The sequence below is a fragment of the Ochrobactrum quorumnocens genome (assembly GCF_002278035.1).
GTDB classification, from domain to species: domain Bacteria; phylum Pseudomonadota; class Alphaproteobacteria; order Rhizobiales; family Rhizobiaceae; genus Brucella; species Brucella quorumnocens.
In genome coordinates this window covers 760,306-783,059 of the sequence record NZ_CP022605.1, presented here as the reverse complement: position 1 = coordinate 783,059, position 22,754 = coordinate 760,306, and the positions used below count along the sequence as shown (strand labels likewise).

Below are 22,754 nucleotides of genomic sequence, written 5' to 3'. Positions count from 1 at the left end.
AGTTGTTATGATGTCAATGCACTTTCGTGTTGATGTTCTGCGCTCGTCGGAGCTATGCTTTCCGCATGTCGACCAAGAATCAAAAACCTAGCCTGCCGGGGCGTGAAAAATCTGCCAATTACGAAGCAAAGCGCGACGAGGTTGCTCGCGCTGCGTTGCTGGTCATAGCTCGCGACGGGCTTGAGCGGGCTTCTATGAGAGCGATCGCACAGGAGATCGGTTGTACTACTGGTGTGTTGACGCACTATTTTCGCGACAAGGACGCCCTTCTGGATTTTGCCCTTAAGTCGATCGTCAACGCTCTTGAAGACGACGGGAACGAGGATGCATCAGTACGAACCCTCGATGCCTTCACCACAGAGGTGGCGAACACCCTTCCCCGCGATGCGGACAGCAAGCAGATGTGGCGGGTCTGGCTTAGTTTCACGGCAGCTGCCTTCAGCCGGCCGGAACATCATAAACGACACCACCTTCTTTACGAAGCGATCAGAGAGCACTGGGTGCAACGCTTTCTCCATCTTTCGCAAGCGGAGGCCTTCTCCGCCCCGATAGATGCAAAAGAGGAAGCCGCTTTGCTGTTTTGTTTGATCGACGGGATTGGAGTGCAGTCCATTATATCACCTCGGCAGTTTTCTGCCGCTCAGCAACGCCATTTAATTCACGCGCACCTCGCGCGCCTTCCATGGAAAGATTGAGTGTATTCTCATCGAAAAGGTCCAGAACCATGAACCTACAAGGACAAACATGGACAGATCCCGCTTTGATCATCACGTTCGAAGACGGTGATCCCAGTGAAAATCCATGGATCAACGGAAAACCGAAGCGCGAAGAAATCGAGATCGAAGACTACTGCTCCCTCTGGCCCCAGCAATACCAAATCTGCAAGACGCAGATCGCGGGAGCTCTTGCGAAAGCGATACTGAACATCGAACACGTCGGATCGACGGCAGTGCCCGGACTTCCTGCCAAGCCGGTGATTGACATCGATTTGATCGTTTCTGATCCGGAAAGGGAAGACGAGTACGTCCCGGCCCTTGAAGCACTCGGATATATTCTGACGATCCGGGAACGCTCATGGTATCGGCACCGCATGTTGCGCCATGAAAATCCACGTGTAAATTTACATGTATTCGGCCCCGCCTGCCCTGAACATATTCGGCATATTCTCTTTCGAGATTGGTTGCGGGAGCATCCAGCGGACAGGCAGCGATATGCCGAGGCGAAGCTGCGGGCAAAAGGCGGATCATTCAACGCGGCCGTTTACAATGCAAGAAAGCAGGATACCGTGCGCGCAATTTATGACGAAATTTTTCTGAGCCGTGGCTGGATCACCGATAACCACACCTGACGGGGCAAGCCTTGGCAATCTACCGATCCGATCTGCACAAAAAAGATCGCAGACACGGCAGGATCAACAAGATCGGATATTTTCGACAGGACAAGCCATGCTGAAGATGGCCGTACCAGCTCTGGCACTTTTTATCGGGATGGGAACATTTCTTACCGGCACAACGAACCTGCCAATTGCCCCTGCGGCAGCACAGACAAGAGAAACACACCCGGTGGTTAAACTGCAATCGCTCTTCGATACGAAATCGATCGATCCGGACTGGTTTGCGCCAGCGTTTCTCGAACAGGTTTCCGCGTCGCAGGTCGAGCAGATCATCACCCAGATCAAATCCACCTTTGGTGTACCGTCCGCCATAAATATTTCGGCGAACAAAGGATTCATAGGTTTCAAAAACGCCCGCGTGCCGGTTCGCATAGTGCTGGATCAGTAGGGCAAAATTGAAACCTTGTGGTTCGGACCGCCCCAGTCGGAAAATGGGGTCGGTTCCTGTAGGGGGCGAAATGAAACCCTCTCATGACCGTCATGGTGGTATAGTCGTATAGAGCTGCAGCACCGATTTTACATCGATGTTGTAAAACTTCAACCTGACCGGTGTGCCGCGATCCGATCGGTCGACGATTGATCACGCTCTCATCCGCGGATTGATTACCGCATTTCCCATGTTCGTCGCGGGCCTTCCTCTGTCTAAGCACGGGCATAAGCTGAATGCTCGCCCCAACGTGTCTCGAGGATTTCCCATCATGCCTGGATTTCGCGGCACGCCGGTCAGGTTGTTATGTGTTTCTGAACTCCTCTGCGGCTGTTTCCTTATTGAATTGGCTGGATATGTCGGCTCACATCCCAAACGAAACCTGCAAGCTCACGAGCAATCGCGGTGATGACCTTCGGTTGCGGCTTGCCAGCGGCCGAAAGCCGACGGTACCGCTGGCATAGTCTTGCCTGCGCCTTCCAGCCTATGGCTCTGATCTCTTCCGGAAGATCTTCGACCCGCATCCTGTATCGTCGTTCCTCGCGTGCCGGCAGTCGATAGGCCCATGCTGCCTCAACCAGCATGGCGCGCGCTTCTGCATTGCCGGTTTTTGTAATCGCCCCACGCCGCGTTCGCGATCCGCTCGACGCCTCCGATGGCGCGAGCCCGAGCCAGCCCATAAGATGCTTTGGTGCCTGGAACCGAGCGAGGTCGCCGATCTCGGTGACGAGTGTAGCCGCTATCACGAGACCGACGCCGCGCAATGCTTGCAGCCCCTTTACGAGCGGCGCCAGCGACCAGCTTTCCATTGCCTCCTGAAGCATATGATCCAGACGATCGCACCTGGCCTGTGCCTCCTCAATGCGCCGGATGCATTCACCGAAGACGAACTGCTGATGAGGTGAATCAAAAGCTTGCTCGCCCAACCATCGCCAATGCATCCGTGTCCAGTTCGTCTTTCCAGTAAACTTCCGCCCGTGCCGCAGCAGAAACCCCAGCAGCATCTGCCTGGCTGCCACCAGATCGCCTTTTGCTTGTCGGCGGGCTCTGACCAGATCACGCATCGCCTCATGGCTCTCGTCAGGCACCCAGATGGCCGTTAGCTCTCCTGCACGCAGCAACCTCGCTAGCGCAACGGCGTCTCGCCGATCATTCTTGATCCGGTCGCCGCGTTTCTTTGGCATCATCGATGGAGCGATGACATCGCAGGATGCATCGAGTTGTCGAAGTTGCCGGTAGATTCCGTACCCGCATCCACCTGCCTCGTAGCAAAAATGCAATTCGATACCGGAGCCCGAAAGCCGATCGAAAAGGCGTCGGATGGCCTCAGGTGTGTTGGGGATCGTTCCATAGAACCTAACTTCGCCGTCGCGTGTTTCGTCGGCAATAGCGACCGCGACCGTTTCCTTGTGAACGTCAAGGCCAATGAATTTCATCTGCGTCATCGTCACTCTCCTGGTTGGGGCATGGACAGCTCCTATGCTACCAGCCGCCCTCCACAACCGGGAGGGAATGACGGTCATTGGGTCTAAGAGAAGGCAGCTTTTGGCCCGAAGCGGACTTCTTTCGTCGCGCCTCGGAAACCTGATATTGTCGCCTCAGAAACAAGGAAGTAAAACTTCATGAGGCTTGCTCATATCAATTTGGTAGCCAGAAACGCCGAGGCGCTTGCGGCATTCTATGTGAACGTCATGGGATGCGTTGTCTTTCGCGAACTCAAGACATTGTCCGGTGAACACGTCTCAAGAGGAAACGGGCTTTCAAACTCCGAAATACGCACAATCTGGCTGAAATTTCCGCGGCTTGAGTGGCCTTTTCTGGAAATTCACGAGCATAAGGTTACGCATCATCGTAACGAGCCAAAGGTCAACGAACCCGGTTTTGGACACCTTGCATTCCATACGGAAGACGTCGGTAATGCATTATCCAAAATCATCGAAGCTGGAGGGGCGCAAATCGGTCAAACCACAGATTTCGGCACGCCAGCGAAACCATATCTGATCGCCTATGCGCGTGATCCAGAAGGTAATATTCTTGAGCTTAAACAAACAATCAAATGACCGCATTGGGCGCAGAGCTGCCAAATGCGTGCTGTGCCAAACGAACTAAAGTCTGTTTGGGACAACAATCGGCCCATAGAAATCAAGACTTACCGGCACCTAAGCTCGACTTTGCACATTAAGCAGCGAAGCAAAGTGCCTCTGCCATTCGTTTGATGCGGCCTGGCGGTATTTTAGGTATGTCCGGGTGAAACGCGGACTGTCGATAAATATCCTGGTGCCATAAAACCATACGAACTGCACCGATGGCGTCGGAGAAAGTGCAGCTTGTTTTTTTGTACCAGGCAGCGGTGTACGGAAGACTGTTTTGGCCGAGCAGATCACAAGCCCACAGTGTTACGAGGCTGTAGAGTGCCATCAAAGACGGCGTCGTGCGCAGAATGGCCTTATCGTTCCACTGTCTTTGCGTTTCCACACCAAGATGCGCACGGGTCTCGGCAAAAGTGACCTCGATCTGCCAGCGACGCATGTAGAAGGTAATGATCTCCACAGGATCAAGATCCGTATTCGTACTCATGAAGGCCTGCGGTTCGCGGCGAGATGTTGGATCGCGAACGATGACCCAGCGAATGTGTTTGGGTGGTGTTCCACGTCGATACCAAAGAGCTGTTCCCGACGTGATGTCGAGAACTTTGTTGGTCTGTCTGGCATACCACGACGATACTGCAATCTGCTGCCACGAGGTATTTGTGTCCTTGAGCACAGCTTTTAGTTTTGGCAAGGGTTGCCCCTTTTGCGCGGGTCGTCCGAGCGTGTGTTCATGCCTTTGAGACGGTGCTGCAAAAAGATTAGCATCGAGGCGCAACCGAGTGATGAGCGTAGCCCTGTCTGGAAGTGCTGCGGCCAGTGTATGAACCGCAAAGCTGCTATCGCCGACAAAGATGATCTGGCGACCTGGTAGCCAACGACATATCTGCAGCAGGCCCTGCCTTGCCCAATCGGTCAGCATCTTGTGTCTTCGGAGCATCTTCTGGCTATATCGTTCTGAGGGAGACAGGATTGTCAGCACAGGCATTGCTTTGAGGCATTTGGCCCAGGGGACCGGTGAAAGAACCATAAAACTCAGCCACCGCAATCCACTGGCCTTGACGAAATGACCATGGCTGGAACGTATCGGGTCTCGGTATATACCTCGAGCAGCAATACGCTGACCCCATCGCCGTTCTATTGTATCGTCCATTCCAATGACAACGGGGCCTTCGGGTACAAGCCGTGTCACAACAATGGATAATAAGTGTCTTGCCAACAAGCGTGGGTTCCAGCGAGCCCGATTGAGAAACTGGTGATAAGTGGCAAAGCTGGTCACATCGGCGCGACCCGTAATTCGCAGACACGATGTCACTGTTCGCTTCCCCGGTGCAAGGAGAGCTCCCATGACAAGGACGAGCAGATGACTCCATGTGGGCGCTGTGAACCCGCAACGAAAAGGCTCTAGCCATTGGTGAAGACGATGAGGAACCGCATCCCCGGTCTCATTATTGCATTCATCTGCTTTGGTCATTCAACAGTTCGAATCCGATCAGACGAATGACGCAAGGTCACAAGCTGCGGCGAATTGATTCACCAAAGACGCTCAGTGCGGCACTCAAAATCGATGCCAATTTTGTGCAAAGTCGAGCTAAGGTCTGCTTCGATTCCACACAACAAAAAACGGTATTGTCACGTTAACTGGGCTGCATTTGCCTGCCTGACGGGTTGGGCGTAAATTTTGGCGATGCAGACATCAGATATCAGCTTCAAGCGTCACCGTTTTCCGCCACAGATCGTTGCTCATGCGGTGTGGCTTTATCTGCGGTTCAACCTTAGTCTGCGTGAAGTTGAGGAAATGCTGCTTGAGCGTGGGATCGACGTGTCATACGAGACAGTTCGTCGTTGGATCGCCAAGTTCGGACCCCAGATCGCACGCAACTTGCGGCGGCGTCAGGCGCGCCCCGGCGATATTTGGTATCTGGACGAAGTGGTCGTCAAATGCGCTGGAGAGAAATTTTGGTTCTGGCGTGCGGTGGATCAAAACGGCACCGTTCTCGAAGAAATCTTGCAGAAGCAGCGTGATAAAGGGGCGGCAAAGCGACTGCTCGTGGCGTTAATGAAGCGCTATGGCTTTGCTCCCAAACGGATCATCACCGATAAGCTCCGCTCGTACGGTGCCCAAAGGCAGAAGTGACACCCGGCCTTGACCATTGGTCGCACAAGGGCCTCAATAATCGGGCCGAGAATAGCCATCTGCCGTTTCGAAAACGGGAACGAACCATGCAAGGCCACCGATCACCAGGCATGTTGCAACGGTTCGTCTCTATGCACTCAGCTACCCGCAATTGCTTTTCAGTTCCGTCCAGCCGCCGAGCCGCACAAACAATTCGATACCATCGCCTCGAAGCTTTCGATGCATGGAAAATTGCGGCCGGTGTCGCCTGAATATCTACGAGCCGCTGACCTTTCCGGCCAGAGAAGCTTAACGTGACAACACCAGATACCGCCCCCCTTTATTATTGGATGTTTCTAGAATATAATTACATAAGATTACTAGCGATTACGCACGGAAAACAGTCATGTCACATCGTGCCGCCTCTGAACCAATCACGATCCGTACAGCTAAGGTTTCTGAGATAGATGCCCTAGCAAGTGCTATGGATCGTTCCCGTAACTACATCGTCAATCAGGCGATAGAACAATATCTGGCAGCCAATGCATGGCAGATGGAGCGCATCACTGCGGGTATTGATGCCGTCCGTGATGGTAAAGTTCTGCTTGCGGATGACGTTTTTTCTGGGATTGCTGCAAAGCATGGTTGGTCACGTTGAGAAAGCTTGTCATTGCTGAACCTGCCGCACATGACCTTGAAGGGATTGTGGACTATATCGCGCTAGATAATCCTGCCGCCGCAGAGCTATGCGATTCACACAATTCCCGCTGATATTCGTGCACCGTATTTGATCTCATAATAACGCCTGAGGCCGCGTGAGAGCGTTGCGGGGCCAGGCTTGCCGTGGTAGCCGGTCCAAGCTCCAAGCCTTGCGATGATCCAAGTGGCAAAAGCCAACGTGTCTGGCGGATGAGGATTTTTCTGGCGTGCGGTTGGAGCCTCGCCTTCGTAGTCCTTACAGATTGCGAGAAGCAAAGGCCTGTCATCAGGATCAAAGGCATCGACGAGTGCCTGACCGGAAGGATTGTCGCGGGCGCGCAGCATCTGGGTGACCGTCACTGCAGCAATGGCTGCAAGGGCAGCGAAATTCATGAAGACCTTCGGGTCACTCATCCTGGCATTCTCTATCTTGAACCCCGCCGACTTCAGGGTGCGGAAATATTCTTCGATAAGCCAGCGCTTGCGGTAAAAATCCAGCATCAGATGGGCCATGCAAAAGTCTTCAACCTCATGGCTGGTGAGCAAGCGCCAGTGGATGGGCTCTGCACCATTCGGGGGATCAATTTCACAGATATCAACCAGATTAAGTTTGACCATCTCAGGCAAGCGTTTGAGGTCAAGGCTTGGCATGCCGCGTTCCGGTCTCTTGATCGTCACGGGGCCGAAGCGCAGCGCCAGACGCGCCTCTCGGATTGGCCTGCCAGGGCTGGCGGGGATCGTGACACTTATGCGTCCAGCTTCCGGCAAACGGGAAGCATATCCAAACAACTTCTCGCCGTTAACAAGGTTGCGGTTGGCACTGGCTCGGATCAGCACCTGCACATTCTCAGGCTTCAGTGCAAAATCCTCATAAAGATCGCTTTCCCTGTCTGAAACGACCGTGATGCGCAAAGCCTTGGCCAAAACCTCGCTGGCCCGCCTTGCGCCATTGAGCCATTTCTGGGATTCCTTTTGCTCCAGGGGCCTGCGTGCGTGATGCAAGTCATTTCGTTTACCGCGGTTCCACACCGCAATGTCGGCGAGACCCACCAACTCACCACTCATTGCATCGACCGCCAGCACAGGATGCAGCAGAACTCCGCCCAGAAAGCCACCACGACCGACTGGCCCAAAACCCGCCTTCCGCAACTTCGGCCCGCCCAGCACAATCTCGCTAGTGTCCTGGATGGCCAGAATATCGCGGCCCGCGACACGCTCCCTAGTTCTATTGCCTGCGGCTTCGCTCAAAGCTGCAACTGTCACCGAGGGGTTGCGTAAAAATCGCCCAAAGCCAACCTCGCCGCGCCGCTGGCCTTTAGCAAGCTCATGAATACATGAGCCTGGCCGAGCCACCAACGCCTCATGGCACCACGCCCCCTTTTTTCTAGCCGCAGATCGCCAAATCTGCCGACTGAAAACCGCTTCAATTCAATGCCGTTGATGCCCATCTCAACCTCCTGAGCAAATCAGCACTCAGTGAATCAGTCTTTTACAAGAAATGCTAGTTGTTCAGAGATGTGTGCATTAGATAGCCGCCGCAGAGGGCGTCTATCGAGGGATTGTCGAAGCGGCACAAAAACTGCCTCAGTTTCCTGATATTGGGCGTTCCGGACGTCACGCTGAGACGCGGGAACTAAGCGTCTCAGGACTACCATATCTGCTTGTTTATGAGGTCACGACCGAGACTGTGACCATTTTAGCTATATTCCACACATCGCGTGATTTGGCGCAAGCTCTACGAAATCGAATGAGCGTATAGTGTTTATCTGTTCTTCTGTTGGCGGGATTGGTTTGTCACCCCACCGCCAATTTCCGCTAGAGCGCGTCCACTTTACTCGGGGTCATATCCGCAGGATTTGAAGTAGTTGGCGCATTCTTGTGGTTCGAACAGCGGGTGTTGTCACGTTAAGTTTCTCTGGCCGGAAAGGTCAGCGGCTCGTAGATATTCAGGCGACACCGGCCGCAATTTTCCATGCATCGAAAGCTTCGAGGCGATGGTATCGAATTGTTTGTGCGGCTCGGCGGCTGGACGGAACTGAAAAGCAATTGCGGGTAGCTGAGTGCATAGAGACGAACCGTTGCAACATGCCTGGTGATCGGTGGCCTTGCATGGTTCGTTCCCGTTTTCGAAACGGCAGATGGCTATTCTCGGCCCGATTATTGAGGCCCTTGTGCGACCAATGGTCAAGGCCGGGTGTCACATCTGCCTTTGGGGCACCGTACGAGCGGAGCTTATCGGTGATGATCCGTTTGGGAGCAAAGCCATAGCGCTTCATTAACGCCACGAGCAGTCGCTTTGCCGCCCCTTTATCACGCTGCTTCTGCAAGATTTCTTCGAGAACGGTGCCGTTTTGATCCACCGCACGCCAGAACCAAAATTTCTCTCCAGCGCATTTGACGACCACTTCGTCCAGATACCAAATATCGCCGGGGCGCGCCTGACGCCGCCGCAAGTTGCGTGCGATCTGGGGTCCGAACTTGGCGATCCAACGACGAACTGTCTCGTATGACACGTCGATCCCACGCTCAAGCAGCATTTCCTTGTGTAACAGCACCGAAGGTTGCCCCTTCCGAAAGGAATCGTAGCGCATTGATTTTCCGTAACAAAATGGAAATTGGATGGGGGTCACGACCGGCGCTATGAATTTGTCAGTAAAGTCATGCACTTAATGGTAATCGGCTCGAGGGTCAGCATTCGATGCTGATTCACAACCTTTCACTACTTGGAATCCGACCCAACGGTTACGTCCTGATTGACCGCTACAAGCTTCCCCTTGTCTCGTGCCCATATGATCTGGCCGAGTGGTCGCGCGAGATCACTGAGACCGAATATCTCGATCTTGTCGGTCCACCAGATATCGAGGCCCTACGCGCCAAACATCCCGGTTTGCGAAGGATGATTTTCTGCGTGGCACTAGGCTCATCAACGGTGGTCCATGCCAGCGGCCAATTACCACTGCCTCCGGTCGACGAGGAATACGGCTCCCACAGTGCCGTGCGTCGTTGCTCTCGACGCCTATCACAAGGAAAATCAGGGACCGATCAGGTCAAAGAGCACCGCGCCTAACGGTGACGTATCGGAGGTGCGCCTGATCACCGACGGAGTTCGCCACACCGCCCATGATAGTGGACTTACGATGCCACGGTCTGGTATCACAACGGCCACCGCCGTGACGATCTCAAGGAAATGGAATACAACAACAGCTATGCACACCGGTTGCGCATCTGTCAGGGCAAAATCATGCGGACGACCGGCGAGGATGGCTATACGCAGAGTACATTCGGGCCGCTACCCGTCGCAGCAAACAATGCGTCGCAACGGCTCGATTGTCGGGTGCGCTATGAAGATTGCAGCCGCCTCAGCGGCACTGGACGAGGATGAGGCGAGATATCGCCGGAGTCTTCGGCGCGACCTTTATATTCTGTCGGATAGCGCCGCCCTGACAGAGGAGGATCGTTCGGATCTTTGGGGTCGCCTGTCGTGGCGTTTGGCGGTGCTTGAGCGTATGTCGCTCGCATCCGATCGGTTGACCGGGCTCTGTAGAAATGCTTCCGGCGAGCTGGAGATAAAGCACCTTGCGGACGGGCGATACTCCGTGTCCGCCAATCCGGTTGATATCGACCTTTTCAAATGGACATGCGAGCTCTCTGGCGAAGCCCGCTTCGTCAGTGACGTTCTAACTATCGATCTTGGGACGGGCGAACAGCTTGAGCTGAACTTACGGGACGGCATCCTCCATTCCTCACACAGTTTGCGCACGACAGGTTCCAGCGGATTCTGCGGCGCCGGGGGCCATGGCGATGGGGTTTGGTTCAGTACGCGCCCTCAGGATACAACAGAGAGCAGGAACAATTGATACCGCATCCAGAAACATCGATGCGGCCATCTTGGGGCTGCAAGGTAGAAAGATAATTTCGCCATAATGGACGACGTGTTAATCAAGGACCAGATGACGAATTCTCACCCAAAGGAAAGATCGAAATTGAATCGTACCTTTCGCTCACTTTTTGTTTTCAGAATATCCGGATTGTTTCTAGCGCTGATCTTTTTCGCTATCGGCTCTGGTGATCTAGGCTACGCTGCAGGGCAGAAAATCCCTGATACCAAAGTCAGCGGTTCCAAGCCTCCTTTGCGCAAACTCAATCCGAACCCGAAGCGCGCTTATGAAATCCGCATGAAACTTGAAAATGTTTCCGATATCTCGCCTGCGGACCAAGGCGGCGCGCGGTTTGCAACGGTAGAAGGTACCGTGCAGTTCGATGTCAGCAATGCGGCCCGCTGTGGTAAGAGCCGCTGGCTGGCAGGCAACGTACCCGTTATCTCGAGCCACGAACCATTCCGCCTTTCGGCTGTTTCGGCGACCGAATATGTCGGCATAGTGTATACCGATATGATTCTGGACGAGGATTATTATGGGCGTGGCGTGTGTCACTGGCAATTGACCGATGCTCGCCTCGCGCTCAAGGCACGCGACCGCGAAGACGACACCCGCTTTGTCGCGGGCTTGTCTGCGCAAAAGCTGCGCGCCGGTGATATGCAGCAGCGCTATTTCTGGAAAGGGTATTATCCGAACTTTGAGCAGGGGCGGTTCGCCGATTACGGTATAGCCCAATTGTCAACCGTTGAGAAAAGCAAGCACGATCAGTACTTCGCGATTACCTTGTCGGCCAGGGCGGTCGGCCCGTAATCGGATTTTTTGTAAGACTGGTACCTAAGCAAAAATGGCGACTGTCCATGCGACAGCCGCCATTTTCTTTTACCTCTAAAGTTGTGGTTTGTGGCCGATTTGAAGGCCCTGGTTAAATTCCGCTCGCTTCATGCACGACGGTGCCATTAAAATCGCAGCTGGCGCCATGGTAGTAAGAGCAACCGGAAACTTCTTCCAGCTTCAACGTGTATTGATCCATGAACTTAAAATTCACCTTGCAAAAACGGCTATTCTGCAGGGATTCTTTTTTGCTTTCAATGAACCCTTCGTTGGGTATCGACATGGTCGCGCTGGCACCTGTAATGGTGACATCGCCTTTCAGACTTCCACCACAACCGGGCAATTTATCGGTCATTTTGACCGTCGTCGAAATAGCGGCAGAATAATCATTGCCCGACTTATGCGTCAGTTCAACAGTGAGAGACGCTCCACCTTCGCTTTCGTAACGACCTGCGCGATTGTTTTCGTCACCCTGAGCCAACGCTGGCATGGCAAGGACCGCAAGCGATACAGCCAATATCGATGTTCTGATCATGTAATCTCCAAAACCAATTAGAATCGGGGCAGATGAGGTGATTTCCCGAGTTGTCCGCCCAAATTACGCTGTATCACCAAACGTTCAAGTGTGAACTTCGTGGTTACTGCCCTGCACACTTTGGTTCACGGATATCCAGCCGTTCCACAACTCTTCCATCGCTCGCAGGCACCAGAAGCACCTGGAGAATACAGCCGCTACCTTCTTTTCCAGATTGGCGACCGCATCTGCGGGACTTGGTTCGTATTTCGCCTCCAGCCAGGTGTTTGAAGGCAGGGTGATAGCGTATGCCAGCTCGGAGACCTACACCGACTGCGCGGAAGGCTGGCAACAAATTGATAAGCCCCTGGAACTTTGTAGCGGCAAGCTCAGCGACACGGTGGGAGCAGACGGAGCCTGTTTCGCAGACTACGAAGCTGTTCCCGCGTCACAGGCCGTGCTTGCAGAGCTGGAAGTACAGCCCTGGTTGAAGACCTGTCTCGCAACGCCCCCCTGACGTTAACAGGCCCGGTTGGCCCGAAGCTGTGAAAATGGCCAACTCACAGACCAAAGATAGAATCTGATCGATTTCGGCCTGGCTGCCTGCCGTACGTTAGGGGCTATATCGGGCGCACCGTCGCGGTCCTGAACGTCGCCACCATGCACGATGTCTTCCAAGATGTTGCCGACCATATCGGTTACGATATGGCGCTTGCGCCCTTTGATCTTTTTGCCTGCATCATAGCCGCGCGGACCACCAGCTTCTGTCGTCTTCACCGACTGGCTATCGATAATGGCTGCCGTCGGCTCCGCCTTGCGGCCTTCGGACAGCCGTGTCACCGCAACCAGCATTTCATTGATAAGATCGAGCAAGCCGCTGTCGCGCATCCGGTAGAAATGGTACTGCACTGTCGTGAACGGCGGGAATTCCTTCGGCAACTGCGCCCATTGGCAGCCTGTTGTCGCTATATACTGGATCGCATTCCACAATGTACGTGGATCATGCTCGCGCGGACGTCCGACCTTGCTCATCGGCTGCAAAAGCGGCGCGACGACAGACCATTCATCGTCGGCGCAGTCGCTTGCATAGCGTAAGCCTCGTCTGCCATAGTCGCGACGGGCGGTTTCAGTCCAGGCCATCTGATCCTCCGTAGTCTTTGCAAACACAGAGAATCATAAACTCCTGAAATCGCTCAACTTAATTTTCGGTTCGGCTCTTAGCGGGTTATTGCAAAAATGCCCGCGGAGCCCCACATATCCCGCACAACGCCCCGCAAATGGGGCCAAATTATTGTTAGGCCGCTATGACAAGACATAGAATCTTTGCCGCTATTGTTGCGCTGCTATCCGCCGGCTGGATCGCTCCGCTGCTTCTCGGCGTAAACGCATATCTGTCGTTCTGGCAGGCCGAGGGCTGGCCATTGCTACGGGGAGAAGAGCCTATGAACTCATTCCCGTTCCTGAGTTTCTCAGCGCAGTGCATCCGGGTAGCGCTAGTTTGGTTCGGGGTTGTTGTATTTTTCTGGTCATACATAGGCTACAATTATGCTGGGACAACCGGTCGCAAAAATCAGGTGCGAAAGTCAAACTTGGGCAACTGATTTTTTGCGACACGTCGCGGCCCGGATTCCGGGTCGCTGCGGACGTGGCGCAGGTTTCAGATTTCCGCGCCCCTGCTATCGAGCAGCGATCCTTACAAAAAGGTTACCGCACTACTCAAAGTGTCCCGTTTCCAGAAGATCGCATAGCCGCTAACGTAGGATTTCGCCCTCTCCCGCAAATGATGGCGTGGATGCCCCCTCCTCGAACGGCATCGCAATGTGCCAAACTGGAAGCGTCCAGCGGGCTCGCCCGGGCGGCGGCTTTGAGCAGGCGGTCGCCACCAACAGCGCCTCCTCCTTGGCTGATAGCTTGCGCCCAACGCCCGGGCGCGGTTCTTCACTGAGCGCGCCCTCCAGATTGGCTTCCACAAACCGGCGCTTGGTCCGGTAAATCGTCGATCCGCTGACGTTCAAGGTTGCCGCGATCAACTCGTCGCTGAAGCCTTCGTCCGCCGCGACCAGGATCTGGGCGCGCTTGATCTTGCGCGACGCATGACGGCCCCCGCTCAACAAAGCAGCCAGTTGATCACGTTCCGATTGGCTAAGCTCTACGTAAAACTTTATATTCATCGACACCTCCTTCAGCGCGGAGACGCAGATGAAACCGAAAATGAGTCCCTCACTTGACCCGCAAGCCGCAACGGCAAGACATGGCCTTACGCAAGTCCAAGGCCAGTACCTGGCCTTTATCTACGCCTATAGCCGCATCTTCAAACAGCCTCCGGCCGAAGCCGACATGCGTCGCCACTTCGCCGTTACCGCTCCGTCTGTTCACCAGATGGTGCTGACCCTCGAGAAGGCAGGATTTATATCCCGCGTGCCGGGCGCAGCACGCAGCATCCAACTCCTGATCCCACCAGAAGACCTCCCTATTCTACGATAAGCCAACCCGTCATAATCTCTGTGGCGCGGTGCAAGGGGGCCAGATGCCGGTTACGTCAAGCCTAGGCTAACTTGAAAAGATGTAGTTTATAGACTACATCTGTGATATGGTCATCGAGATAAAACAAACATCTGTTTTTCATAGATGGGAAACCGGGCTGAGAGATAAACGAGCAAGAACCATCATTGCCACACGTTTGATGCGGTTGGCTGAAGGTTTAGCGGGTGATGTCGAAGCTGTGGGCGAGGGGGCATAAGTGAGCTGCGTATTCATTATGGACCTGGTTACCGGATCTATTTTCAGAAGCACGGCAATGTAATGATCATACTTCTTTGTGGTGGTGATAAAGGCTCGCAGAAACGCGACATAGCAACGGCGAAAAAACTGGCATCAGATTGGAGCGAAGATAATGGCTGAAGTACTGACGACTTATGATCCAGCGGCTGCGCTGACAGACGATGAAGAAATTGCATTCTTCATGGCTGATGCTTTTGAAACCGGTGACGCTGCTTATATCGCGAAAGCGCTCGGTGTTGTTGCTCGCGCAAAGGGAATGGCCGATATAGCGCAAAAGACAGGGTTATCTCGTGAGCAACTTTATCGATCGTTCAGTGAGCGCGGAAACCCAACACTGAAGACAACGCTTGCCGTAATGCGAGCGCTCGGCGTTGAACTAACAGCAAAGCCGCACCACGTGTAAGATATAGTTTCCCCTTTACGATTTTGAAGGCGAGTACGCTATGCGGCGGGAAGTAATACATTAAAATACATACTGTCGCGTTAAAGAATACGCGGCGGAGTGGACCTTCCTCAATTGAAAAAACTTCATGAAGATTTTGATAAAATGTGCGAGAAACGACACAATCATAATCCACACATTCCCGTCTGCTATTTGTTTTAAATTGTTGCTTCAGGATTGGGCTGACATTGCAACTTCAACTTACTTGTAGACCCAAACTCCCTAATGAATGTGTCGTTTTCCAGTTTTCTAGGTGAGGTGGCGGTTCTTGGCAAAGCATTCAAGCGCAATAACCGTTTTGGCGGTACGGTTCAGTTGGCATGCAGGCACTCCTACACGTAACGTGGACACACGCATGATAACGCGCTATATTATTACGAGGTAATACCAAGTGATAAGGAGCCCTTATGGCCACCTCCCTCAAAATCGATGACGCTCTGAAAGGGCGCGTCCAACAGCTTGCCAGCCAACGCCGTCGGTCGGCGCATTGGATCATGCTCGAAGCCATTGCGCAATATGTTGAGCGCGAAGAAGCCCGCGAGAGTTTTAAACAGGAAGCCATTGCTTCCTGGGCTTCCTTTAAAGAGACGGGTCGCCATCTTACCGGCACAGAAGTCCGTAACTGGCTCAACAACTGGGGCACAAATGACGAAACATCGGTGCCAGAGTGCCACGAGTAGTTATAACCGAAAGTGCCGCACAAGGTTTGGAACGCTGCCGTCGATTTCTGATTGCCAAATCACAAGAAGCCGCACAGCGCGCTGGTAATGCGATTCAACGTCACTTGTTCCAACTCGAGAATGCGGCTGATATCGGGCGGCCTTTCCCCAGTGCGCCGGAGCTGCGGGAGTTGGTGATCCCTTTTGGGGACTCAGGATATATAGCGCTTTATCGTCATGAAACAGCCGAGAATGCGGTTTATGTGCTCGCGTTCCGACACCAGAGAGAAGCGGGCTACTGAACACCTCGGAAACCCGGCGCGTTGAGTTTCACCAGCATTTTGACCATTTTCTCAATTTACCGCAACACGTCTACGAAGAGAAGCAAGTCGTCGGTTTCTAATAGAGAAGGCTCTGTCTTTGTGGCGCTCATCGCCGCCGTAATGGCTTTGTTGTTCCCACATATCTTTCTTCGTATGGCCAGATCCGCGCCGTCGTCAGGGCTCACGATGCTAAAATACGCATCATTTATACTGTAAATGAAGTATACAGATTGCAAGTCAGAAATTGCCATCAAATTTTAGCAAAGGATCGTTCTAATGAATTCGATTGGAATAATATTCTAATCATAGCTGCGTATCATTGCGTTTGTTGCTTGTTGAGGATTTCTTATAATGAGATTAACAAGGTTTGAAAGCCAAATTCCTCATAGCGTCGAAGTGCAAAAATGCCCCACCAGAAAAGCCCGATCATTTCGCTGCAGCCATCACGGCGGCAATTTCTCAGCATGTCAGCCGGAGTAGCCTTCGCCGCTGGTTTAGGAATGACTGGATCAGGATTGCTATTGCCAATACAGACACAGGCGCAGGATGCACAGCCAAAAAAAGGCGGGCATCTGGTTATCGCCATGCACTCTGCTTCCAGTTCGGACCATCTGGATCCCGCATCCTATACGATGGCATATATGTACACCGTCGGCTTTCAGCTTTTTAACACGCTGCTGGAACTTGGTCCTGATGGTAAACTCACAGCCGCCCTGGTTGAAAGCTGGGAACCAGCCAACGCCGATGCAAGCAAATGGGTATTCCGCCTGCGCAAAGGTGTAACTTTCCATAATGGCAAAGAACTGACTGCCAAAGACGTTGTCTATTCGCTCAACCATCATCGTGGTGATGAAACTAAATCCGGCGGCAAGGGCGTACTTCTCGCTGTCACAGACGTTGTGGCAACTGACACGCATGAAATCACCATTACGCTCAATGCGGGCAATGTCGATTTCCCTGCAGCTTTTGTCGATTATCATCTGGGCATCGGACCAGATGGAGAGGATTTCGACAAAGGCATCGGCACCGGTGCGTTTATTCTGGAGGATTTCCAGCCAGGTGTGCGGGCATTGACGCGCCGTAATCCAAATTACTGGCATCCGGATCGCGCTAATGTGGATTCCGTTGAAACTATAGCTATGGACGACACGACTGCGCGCATGGCGGCACTGATGAGCGGTCAGGCGCATATCGTGAACGCCGTCGAACCGCGCCTGGTCAGTCATCTGAGCGCACGCCCGGACATTCAGATTCTGCGTACGCCGGAAAATTCGATGTATTGCTTCCCAATGCGCACAGATTCCGAATTGCTGAAAAACAACGATCTGCGTCTTGCGCTTAAATATGCAATCGACCGCGAAGAGTTGCAGAAGAGTTTGTTGGTTGGCACGGGCGCTGTCGGCAATGATCACCCGATCCCATCGTGGAACCCGCTTTATTCAAAGGATGTTCCACAGCGCGCCTATGATCCAGAAAAAGCAGCATTTTATCTGAAGAAATCAGGCTTCTCTGGTTCAATTCCGCTCAGCGTGTCCGATAATGGGTTTACCGGATCAGCAGATGCGGCACAGCTCTATCAGGCATCGGCGGCAAAAGCCGGGATTACGATCGATGTCGAGCGCGTACCGTCAGACGGTTACTGGGATGAAGTTTGGCTGAAGAAGCCATTTGTCGCTTCCAACTGGTCGGTTCGCCCGACCGCTGATGCGATGCTTTCGATGCTCCTTCAGACTGGCGCTCCATGGAACGAAACCGGCTGGAGCAACGAAGGATTTGACAAACTGCTTGCTGCATCCCGTGTCGAACTGGATGAAGCCAAGCGTAAGCAGATTTATCACGACATGCAGGTGCTGATCGTGGAAGATGGCGGAGAACTGATCCCGGTCTTTACTGATAATCTTGCTGCCGCCATTGGTAAGGTGAAGGGTTATGTTTCCGTGCCAGGTGGTGGCGATATGAGCGGTTATCGTCTGGCTGAAAAGGTCTGGCTTGAAGAATAGCGGAAGTCATAACCGATAGCTATTTCTACTTACCAAAGTATTCCCCACAAGGCGCTTCCGCTTTCGGGGAATGCTTAATAACAAGGGTCTTGGCATTGGCGCGCCGAACGGGTAACACCGGCGGCACTTCCCCGTTCCGACCGCCTATTTCCGGACCGCCAATGACAGACATGCAGCCAGACCAGTTCCCCAGCAATAGCGAGCAGGCCACAATTTCGGGTCGCAAATATCCTGTCGCTTTTTTGCGCGGCAATTCGCTTTCGGGACTAATCTTCAAGCGCCTGTTGCTCGGTGCGGTATTGCTCTGGGCTATTTCCGTTATCATCTTTGCCGGAACGCAAATTTTACCCGGTGATGTGGCCACTGCAATGCTAGGGCAACAGGCAACGCCGCAAGCTGTCGAGAATATCCGCAAGGAACTAGGCCTAGAGCGACCAGCTATACAACGCTATGCGGAGTGGTTCGGCAATGCAGTTCGGGGCGATCTCGGCCGTAGCTATTCCAACCGGCAAGACATTGCAATAAGCATAGCGCCCCGTTTGTCCAATACTCTTTATCTCGCAGCAATAGCTGCACTTTTTGCGATACCGATTGCCCTTTTGCTTGGCATTATTTCTGTTCTCTATGCAGGGACTGCGATTGATCGCGGCATCGCGGTGGCTACACTGAGCACCATATCGCTGCCAGAATTTTTCGTGGCCTATATTCTGATTGCCTATTTTGCGATTTCACATGGCCTTTTGCCATCAAGTGCGATTGTGAACTCGTCCATGAGTGCCTGGCAACGTCTGATTGCAATTGCCCTGCCCTGCATGACGCTTGTCATTGCCGTCACCGGACATATGGTGCGCATGACCCGCGCTTCGCTTCTTGCAGTGATGTCATCGCCCTATATTGAGACTGCACAACTTAAAGGCTTACCGCGTTGGCGCATTCTGCTCAGACATGCGCTTCCTAATGCACTCTCACCGGTCATTAACGTCATCGCGCTAAACCTTGCCTATCTTGTTGTTGGTGTGGTCGTTGTCGAAGTGATCTTCGTTTATCCGGGCATGGGACAATATATGGTGGATCACGTCTCCAAACGCGATGTGCCAGTGGTGCAGGCATGCGGGCTAATTTTTGCAGCCGTATACATCGGTCTCAATATCATTGCCGATGTCATCGTCATTCTGACCAATCCGCGGCTGAGGCATTCAGGATGAGCAACCGCAACAAAAGCTCACAGCTCTTGGCAGTAATTGGGTTTGGCGGGATCGCCTTCTTTATGCTTGTTGCAATTTTTGCTGATTGGCTCGCGCCGCATCCCATTTCGGAAGTGGTCGGCAGTGTGTGGCAGGGTCCTTCTTCCGAGGCGCTGCTTGGAACCGACAATATTGGCCGTGATCTTCTGTCCCGCGTCATCTGGGGCACGCGGTTAACGCTTTCAATTGCCGCTGCAGCTACAATTCTGGCATTTATGATTGGTGTGCCGCTTGGTTTTCTTGCAGCCCTGACGCGCGGATGGCCAGATCAGGTTCTGTCTCGCGGCAACGATTTGCTCATGGCAATACCAACACTGATTTTTGCGCTCGTGGTGCTGGCTGTTTTGCCAAAAAGCATTTTCATCCTGATTGCCGTTATCGCTGTTTTGGAAGCAACGCGCGTTTTCCGTGTGAGCCGCGCGATCGCCTCCGATATTGTGGTGCTCGATTATATCGAAATTGCGCGGCTGCGCGGCGAAAGCAAACGCTGGATCATCTTCCATGAAGTCCTGCCAAATGCTTTGTCGCCGCTGCTCGCAGAGTTCGGGCTGCGTTTTGTGTTTTCAATTCTGTTCCTTTCGACCCTTTCCTTTCTTGGACTTGGTGTTCAGCCGCCGATTGCCGATTGGGGCAGTCTGGTCAAAGAAAACAAGGATGGACTGATGTTCGGCGTGTTTGCCGCGCTTATTCCGGGTGGGTCCATTGCCTTGCTTGCGATCAGCGTGAACTTTGTCGTTGACTGGACTTTGCACCGCACGACCAGCCTTAAACGGGGCCCGCAAGCCAATGGATAATTCAAACAAGCAACCACTGCTAAAAATCAGCGGTCTTCAGATAAGCTCGGATGATGGTCTGGTCGTTGATGATGTTGATCTGACTTTACAAAAAGGCCGCGTTCTTGGCCTAATCGGGGAGTCCGGCGCTGGCAAATCCACGATTGGTCTTGCAACGTTAGGTTTTGCACGCGGCGGGCTTCAGATTACCGGCGGGACAATCACACTGGACGGGCAGGACGTACTTTCACTCTCCCGCAAGAACACGCAGAAAATGCGGGGCTGCCGGATTTCCTATGTAGCCCAATCGGCTGCGGCTGCTTTCAATCCCGCGCACAAGCTGATTGATCAGGTGATAGAAGCCACAGTCTGGCATAAGCTGATGAAGCGCAGCGAAGCCAAAAGCCGCGCTGTTGAGCTTTTCACGTTCCTCGGTCTACCTGATCCACAACATTTTGGTGAGCGCTATCCGCATCAAGTTTCTGGCGGTCAGCTTCAACGCGCGATGACCGCAATGGCTCTTTGTGCCAGTCCTGATCTTGTCGTCTTTGATGAACCGACAACCGCTCTTGATGTGACCACCCAGATTGAGGTGCTCATTGCCATCAAGAAGGCAATCGCAACGACCGGAACAGCAGCGCTTTATATTTCGCATGACCTGGCAGTTGTCGCGCAAATAGCAGATGACATCATGGTTTTGCGCCACGGAAAAATGGTTGAACAAGGTTCTGTTCGCAAAATTTTTGACGCTCCGCGCGAAGACTATACGCGCGAGCTTGTGGCTGTTCGCCAAAAGGAAATCGAAAGCCGCGTAGAAGCGTCGACCTCACTGCTTACCATTACAAACATTTCGGCCGCTTATAATCCGGCAACACCGGTACTAACCGACATCACTCTTGATCTCGCAAAAGGTCAGACGCTGGCTATCGTGGGGGAATCCGGCTCCGGGAAATCGACACTGGCCCGCGTCGTGAGCGGGCTTCTTCAGCCGACAGCCGGAGAAATCCGCTTTGATGGCACAGTGCTGCCGGCAAGTCTGGAACGCCGCTCCAAAGAGACTTTGCGCAACATCCAGATGATTAGCCAGTTGCCCGATCTTGCGCTTAACCCGCGCCGGACCATAGCAGACATCATCAGCAGGCCATTGCAATTCTATTTCGGAATGCCCCGCGATGCGCGGCGCAAAGCGGTTGCTGAGTTGATAGACCTTACCGAACTGCCAAAGAACCTTCTCGAACGGTACCCGGCGGAATTGTCGGGCGGCCAAAAACAGCGTGTCTGTATTGCGCGCGCACTTGCTGCACGCCCCAAACTGCTTCTATGCGATGAGCCGACCTCGGCGCTGGACCCGCTAGTGGCAGAGAGCATTCTCGAACTGTTGCGTCGCGTACAAAGCGAGACAAAAACCTCTTATCTTTTTATCACGCATGATCTCGCAATTGTTCGCACCATAGCCGATAAGATTGCCGTGATGCACCAGGGCTCAGTTGTGCGTTATGGCTTGAAGTTAGACGTGCTAAGCCCGCCCTACGATGATTATACGGCAAAGCTTCTGGCATCTGTTCCGCAGATGAAGCCGGGATGGCTGGACGACATCATTTTAAAGCGTGAAGAACGCACTATCGCAGATACAAACAAGGACATGAAAGCATGAGCAGCAAGACAGTCATTCTCGATGGTGGCATGGGTCGGGAACTGGAGCGTGTTGGCGCACCGTTCCGTCAGCCGGAATGGTCGGCGCTCGCGCTTATTGAAGCTCCGCATTATGTCCGTAAAGTACATGACGGCTATATCGCAGCAGGCGCCGACGTTATTACCACCAACAGCTATGCGGTTGTTCCTTTTCACATCGGTGAAGAACGCTTTACTATGGAAGGCCACACACTGGCGGCTCTCTCCGGCACAATTGCCCGCGAAGCGGCAAATGCAGCCAAACATCCGGTCAGGGTGGCCGGATCATTGCCGCCTGTTTTCGGCTCCTATCAGCCTGAGCTTTTCGATCCGGCCCGTGCGGGCGAATTGCTCAATGTGCTGGTGGATGGACTGGCTCCGTCTGTTGATCTCTGGCTTGCCGAAACCCAAAGCAGCCTGATCGAAGTCAAAGCCGCGCATGAAGCTATTCGCACGACAGGAAAGCCACTGTGGATTTCCTATACGCTGCGCGATGATGTTACCCCAGAGTCTATGACTGAGCCACAGCTTCGTTCAGGCGAAACAATCGCAGAAGGTGCGCGGCTTGCGGCTGAACTAGGAGCAGAAGCGCTGCTTTTCAACTGCGCAATGCCTGAAGTTATGGATGCAGCCATTCTTGCGGCAAAGAAGGTCTTCGATGAACTGGACAAGGACATACCGATTGGCGTTTATGCCAATGCATTTCCATCCCAACAGGGTGATGAAGAGGCGAACGCAACTGTTACGGAAATCCGCGCTGATCTTGATCCGGATGCCTATGGTGCATGGGCACAGCGTTGGGTGAAAAACGGTGCAGATATCATTGGAGGCTGCTGCGGCATTGGCACCATCCATATTCACGCATTATCGAACCAGTACCTTTGCGAATAATTAAAATGGGCGGCTTTTAAAGTAT

Annotated in this window: 23 protein-coding genes and 4 pseudogenes; 20 read left to right on the top strand and 7 right to left on the bottom strand. The window is 53.3% G+C overall.

Annotation, left to right across the window (positions count from 1 at the left end):
* Positions 1-65 precede the first annotated feature (65 nt).
* The 3 genes from CES85_RS25955 (at position 66) to CES85_RS25945 (ending at position 1,781) form a co-directional block, all read left to right on the top strand.
* Positions 66-695 (top strand): TetR/AcrR family transcriptional regulator, encoded by a 630-nt coding sequence (locus CES85_RS25955; protein WP_167388329.1) that lies wholly within the window; start codon positions 66-68, stop codon positions 693-695.
* 29 nt (positions 696-724) lie between these two features.
* Complete coding sequence (locus tag CES85_RS25950) at positions 725-1,348, top strand: GrpB family protein (RefSeq protein WP_095448633.1); 624 nt, start codon at positions 725-727, stop codon at positions 1,346-1,348.
* Positions 1,349-1,445: 97 nt separating this feature from the next.
* Positions 1,446-1,781, top strand: a complete 336-nt coding sequence (locus CES85_RS25945) for a hypothetical protein (RefSeq protein ID WP_095448632.1) — start codon at positions 1,446-1,448, stop codon at positions 1,779-1,781.
* 377 nt (positions 1,782-2,158) lie between these two features.
* On the opposite strand, the gene CES85_RS25940 is transcribed toward CES85_RS25945, so the two are convergent.
* A complete protein-coding gene (locus tag CES85_RS25940) occupies positions 2,159-3,265 on the bottom strand; it encodes an IS110 family RNA-guided transposase (RefSeq protein WP_095448631.1) in 1,107 nt (368 codons plus the stop codon).
* Positions 3,266-3,442: 177 nt separating this feature from the next.
* On the opposite strand from CES85_RS25940, the gene CES85_RS25935 reads away from it, so the two are divergent.
* Positions 3,443-3,880, top strand: a complete 438-nt coding sequence (locus tag CES85_RS25935) for a VOC family protein (protein WP_095448630.1) — start codon at positions 3,443-3,445, stop codon at positions 3,878-3,880.
* A 118-nt stretch (positions 3,881-3,998) separates the two neighbouring features.
* On the opposite strand, the gene CES85_RS25930 is transcribed toward CES85_RS25935, so the two are convergent.
* Positions 3,999-5,381, bottom strand: a complete 1,383-nt coding sequence (locus CES85_RS25930; RefSeq protein ID WP_095448629.1) for an IS701 family transposase — start codon at positions 5,379-5,381, stop codon at positions 3,999-4,001.
* 213 nt (positions 5,382-5,594) lie between these two features.
* Between CES85_RS25930 and CES85_RS25925 the strand changes: the two are divergent.
* Both CES85_RS25925 and CES85_RS25920 read left to right on the top strand, forming a co-directional pair.
* Positions 5,595-6,295: pseudogene (locus CES85_RS25925) on the top strand (IS6 family transposase).
* A 134-nt stretch (positions 6,296-6,429) separates the two neighbouring features.
* Positions 6,430-6,681: a CopG family ribbon-helix-helix protein gene (locus CES85_RS25920; RefSeq protein WP_095448628.1), complete on the top strand. Its 252-nt coding sequence runs from the start codon at positions 6,430-6,432 to the stop codon at positions 6,679-6,681.
* Between the two features lie 95 nt (positions 6,682-6,776).
* On the opposite strand, the gene CES85_RS25915 is transcribed toward CES85_RS25920, so the two are convergent.
* On the bottom strand, positions 6,777-8,075 hold the full coding sequence (locus CES85_RS25915; protein ID WP_244923337.1) for an IS4 family transposase: 1,299 nt from the start codon (positions 8,073-8,075) through the stop codon (positions 6,777-6,779).
* A gap of 175 nt (positions 8,076-8,250) precedes the next feature.
* Here CES85_RS25915 and CES85_RS25905 point away from each other — a divergent pair, with 175 nt between their 5' ends.
* A complete protein-coding gene (locus CES85_RS25905; protein ID WP_095448876.1) occupies positions 8,251-8,481 on the top strand; it encodes a type II toxin-antitoxin system RelE/ParE family toxin in 231 nt (76 codons plus the stop codon).
* A gap of 187 nt (positions 8,482-8,668) precedes the next feature.
* On the opposite strand, the pseudogene CES85_RS25900 reads toward CES85_RS25905, so the two are convergent.
* Positions 8,669-9,265 (bottom strand): annotated as a pseudogene (locus tag CES85_RS25900) (IS6 family transposase); the annotation flags it as partial.
* Between the two features lie 155 nt (positions 9,266-9,420).
* On the opposite strand from CES85_RS25900, the gene CES85_RS27325 reads away from it, so the two are divergent.
* The 3 genes from CES85_RS27325 to CES85_RS25890 all read left to right on the top strand — a co-directional run bounded on the left by CES85_RS27325 (position 9,421) and on the right by CES85_RS25890 (position 11,410).
* Positions 9,421-9,789 carry a hypothetical protein gene (locus CES85_RS27325; protein WP_157743526.1) on the top strand — a complete coding sequence of 123 codons (369 nt, stop codon included), beginning with the start codon at positions 9,421-9,423 and terminating at the stop codon, positions 9,787-9,789.
* A gap of 241 nt (positions 9,790-10,030) precedes the next feature.
* Entirely contained in the window at positions 10,031-10,579 is a 549-nt protein-coding gene (locus CES85_RS25895; protein WP_095448627.1) for a hypothetical protein, read from the top strand.
* Positions 10,580-10,705: 126 nt separating this feature from the next.
* The gene (locus CES85_RS25890) at positions 10,706-11,410 is read left to right on the top strand and encodes a hypothetical protein (protein ID WP_157743525.1); all 705 of its coding nucleotides are present in this window, start codon (positions 10,706-10,708) and stop codon (positions 11,408-11,410) included.
* 112 nt (positions 11,411-11,522) lie between these two features.
* Here CES85_RS25890 and CES85_RS25885 read toward each other — a convergent pair whose 3' ends face one another.
* The 3 genes and pseudogenes from CES85_RS25885 to CES85_RS25865 all read right to left on the bottom strand — a co-directional run.
* Entirely contained in the window at positions 11,523-11,966 is a 444-nt protein-coding gene (locus CES85_RS25885) for a hypothetical protein (RefSeq protein WP_095448625.1), read from the bottom strand.
* A gap of 498 nt (positions 11,967-12,464) precedes the next feature.
* The gene (locus CES85_RS25875) at positions 12,465-13,085 is read right to left on the bottom strand and encodes an IS5 family transposase (protein WP_095448623.1); all 621 of its coding nucleotides are present in this window, start codon (positions 13,083-13,085) and stop codon (positions 12,465-12,467) included.
* Positions 13,086-13,777: 692 nt separating this feature from the next.
* Positions 13,778-14,116 (bottom strand): annotated as a pseudogene (locus CES85_RS25865) (helix-turn-helix domain-containing protein); the annotation flags it as partial.
* A gap of 40 nt (positions 14,117-14,156) precedes the next feature.
* On the opposite strand from CES85_RS25865, the gene CES85_RS25860 reads away from it, so the two are divergent.
* The 10 genes and pseudogenes from CES85_RS25860 (at position 14,157) to CES85_RS25810 (ending at position 22,729) form a co-directional block, all read left to right on the top strand.
* Complete coding sequence (locus tag CES85_RS25860) at positions 14,157-14,429, top strand: LexA family protein (RefSeq protein WP_095445719.1); 273 nt, start codon at positions 14,157-14,159, stop codon at positions 14,427-14,429.
* 106 nt (positions 14,430-14,535) lie between these two features.
* Positions 14,536-14,846, top strand: a pseudogene (locus tag CES85_RS25855) (type II toxin-antitoxin system RelE/ParE family toxin).
* Positions 14,839-15,129, top strand: coding sequence for an addiction module antidote protein (locus CES85_RS25850; protein WP_095448621.1), 291 nt, complete (start codon positions 14,839-14,841; stop codon positions 15,127-15,129). Before CES85_RS25855 ends, CES85_RS25850 begins: the two are co-directional and overlap by 8 nt.
* Positions 15,130-15,575: 446 nt before the next feature.
* Positions 15,576-15,848 (top strand): CopG family ribbon-helix-helix protein, encoded by a 273-nt coding sequence (locus CES85_RS25845; protein WP_095448620.1) that lies wholly within the window; start codon positions 15,576-15,578, stop codon positions 15,846-15,848.
* Complete coding sequence (locus CES85_RS25840) at positions 15,836-16,129, top strand: type II toxin-antitoxin system RelE/ParE family toxin (RefSeq protein ID WP_095448619.1); 294 nt, start codon at positions 15,836-15,838, stop codon at positions 16,127-16,129. Before CES85_RS25845 ends, CES85_RS25840 begins: the two co-directional genes overlap by 13 nt.
* 425 nt (positions 16,130-16,554) lie before the next feature.
* Positions 16,555-18,150 (top strand): ABC transporter substrate-binding protein, encoded by a 1,596-nt coding sequence (locus CES85_RS25830; RefSeq protein WP_095448617.1) that lies wholly within the window; start codon positions 16,555-16,557, stop codon positions 18,148-18,150.
* A gap of 161 nt (positions 18,151-18,311) precedes the next feature.
* The gene (locus tag CES85_RS25825) at positions 18,312-19,355 is read left to right on the top strand and encodes an ABC transporter permease (RefSeq protein WP_244923336.1); all 1,044 of its coding nucleotides are present in this window, start codon (positions 18,312-18,314) and stop codon (positions 19,353-19,355) included.
* On the top strand, positions 19,352-20,188 hold the full coding sequence (locus CES85_RS25820; protein ID WP_095448616.1) for an ABC transporter permease: 837 nt from the start codon (positions 19,352-19,354) through the stop codon (positions 20,186-20,188). Before CES85_RS25825 ends, CES85_RS25820 begins: the two co-directional genes overlap by 4 nt.
* Positions 20,181-21,821, top strand: coding sequence for an ABC transporter ATP-binding protein (locus tag CES85_RS25815; RefSeq protein WP_095448615.1), 1,641 nt, complete (start codon positions 20,181-20,183; stop codon positions 21,819-21,821). The genes CES85_RS25820 and CES85_RS25815 overlap by 8 nt, the downstream gene beginning before the upstream one ends.
* Positions 21,818-22,729, top strand: a complete 912-nt coding sequence (locus tag CES85_RS25810; protein ID WP_095448614.1) for a homocysteine S-methyltransferase family protein — start codon at positions 21,818-21,820, stop codon at positions 22,727-22,729. The genes CES85_RS25815 and CES85_RS25810 overlap by 4 nt, the downstream gene beginning before the upstream one ends.
* Positions 22,730-22,754: the final 25 nt, after the last annotated feature.

Excerpts from the sequence above, each read along its gene's own strand:
- CES85_RS25885 (WP_095448625.1), bottom strand. The coding sequence starts at position 11,966 with ATGATCAGAACATCGATATTGGCTGTATCGCTTGCGGTCCTTGCCATG.
- CES85_RS25920 (WP_095448628.1), top strand. The coding sequence starts at position 6,430 with ATGTCACATCGTGCCGCCTCTGAACCAATCACGATCCGTACAGCTAAG.
- CES85_RS25820 (WP_095448616.1), top strand. The coding sequence starts at position 19,352 with ATGAGCAACCGCAACAAAAGCTCACAGCTCTTGGCAGTAATTGGGTTT.
- CES85_RS25950 (WP_095448633.1), top strand. The coding sequence starts at position 725 with ATGAACCTACAAGGACAAACATGGACAGATCCCGCTTTGATCATCACG.
- CES85_RS25930 (WP_095448629.1), bottom strand. The coding sequence starts at position 5,381 with ATGACCAAAGCAGATGAATGCAATAATGAGACCGGGGATGCGGTTCCT.
- CES85_RS25810 (WP_095448614.1), top strand. The coding sequence starts at position 21,818 with ATGAGCAGCAAGACAGTCATTCTCGATGGTGGCATGGGTCGGGAACTG.
- CES85_RS25945 (WP_095448632.1), top strand. The coding sequence starts at position 1,446 with ATGCTGAAGATGGCCGTACCAGCTCTGGCACTTTTTATCGGGATGGGA.
- CES85_RS25860 (WP_095445719.1), top strand. The coding sequence starts at position 14,157 with ATGAGTCCCTCACTTGACCCGCAAGCCGCAACGGCAAGACATGGCCTT.
- CES85_RS25895 (WP_095448627.1), top strand. The coding sequence starts at position 10,031 with ATGCGTCGCAACGGCTCGATTGTCGGGTGCGCTATGAAGATTGCAGCC.
- CES85_RS25955 (WP_167388329.1), top strand. The coding sequence starts at position 66 with ATGTCGACCAAGAATCAAAAACCTAGCCTGCCGGGGCGTGAAAAATCT.
- CES85_RS25935 (WP_095448630.1), top strand. The coding sequence starts at position 3,443 with ATGAGGCTTGCTCATATCAATTTGGTAGCCAGAAACGCCGAGGCGCTT.
- CES85_RS25815 (WP_095448615.1), top strand. The coding sequence starts at position 20,181 with ATGGATAATTCAAACAAGCAACCACTGCTAAAAATCAGCGGTCTTCAG.
- CES85_RS25830 (WP_095448617.1), top strand. The coding sequence starts at position 16,555 with ATGCCCCACCAGAAAAGCCCGATCATTTCGCTGCAGCCATCACGGCGG.
- CES85_RS25850 (WP_095448621.1), top strand. The coding sequence starts at position 14,839 with ATGGCTGAAGTACTGACGACTTATGATCCAGCGGCTGCGCTGACAGAC.
- CES85_RS25825 (WP_244923336.1), top strand. The coding sequence starts at position 18,312 with ATGACAGACATGCAGCCAGACCAGTTCCCCAGCAATAGCGAGCAGGCC.
- CES85_RS25940 (WP_095448631.1), bottom strand. The coding sequence starts at position 3,265 with ATGACGCAGATGAAATTCATTGGCCTTGACGTTCACAAGGAAACGGTC.
- CES85_RS27325 (WP_157743526.1), top strand. The coding sequence starts at position 9,421 with ATGCTGATTCACAACCTTTCACTACTTGGAATCCGACCCAACGGTTAC.
- CES85_RS25845 (WP_095448620.1), top strand. The coding sequence starts at position 15,576 with ATGGCCACCTCCCTCAAAATCGATGACGCTCTGAAAGGGCGCGTCCAA.
- CES85_RS25875 (WP_095448623.1), bottom strand. The coding sequence starts at position 13,085 with ATGGCCTGGACTGAAACCGCCCGTCGCGACTATGGCAGACGAGGCTTA.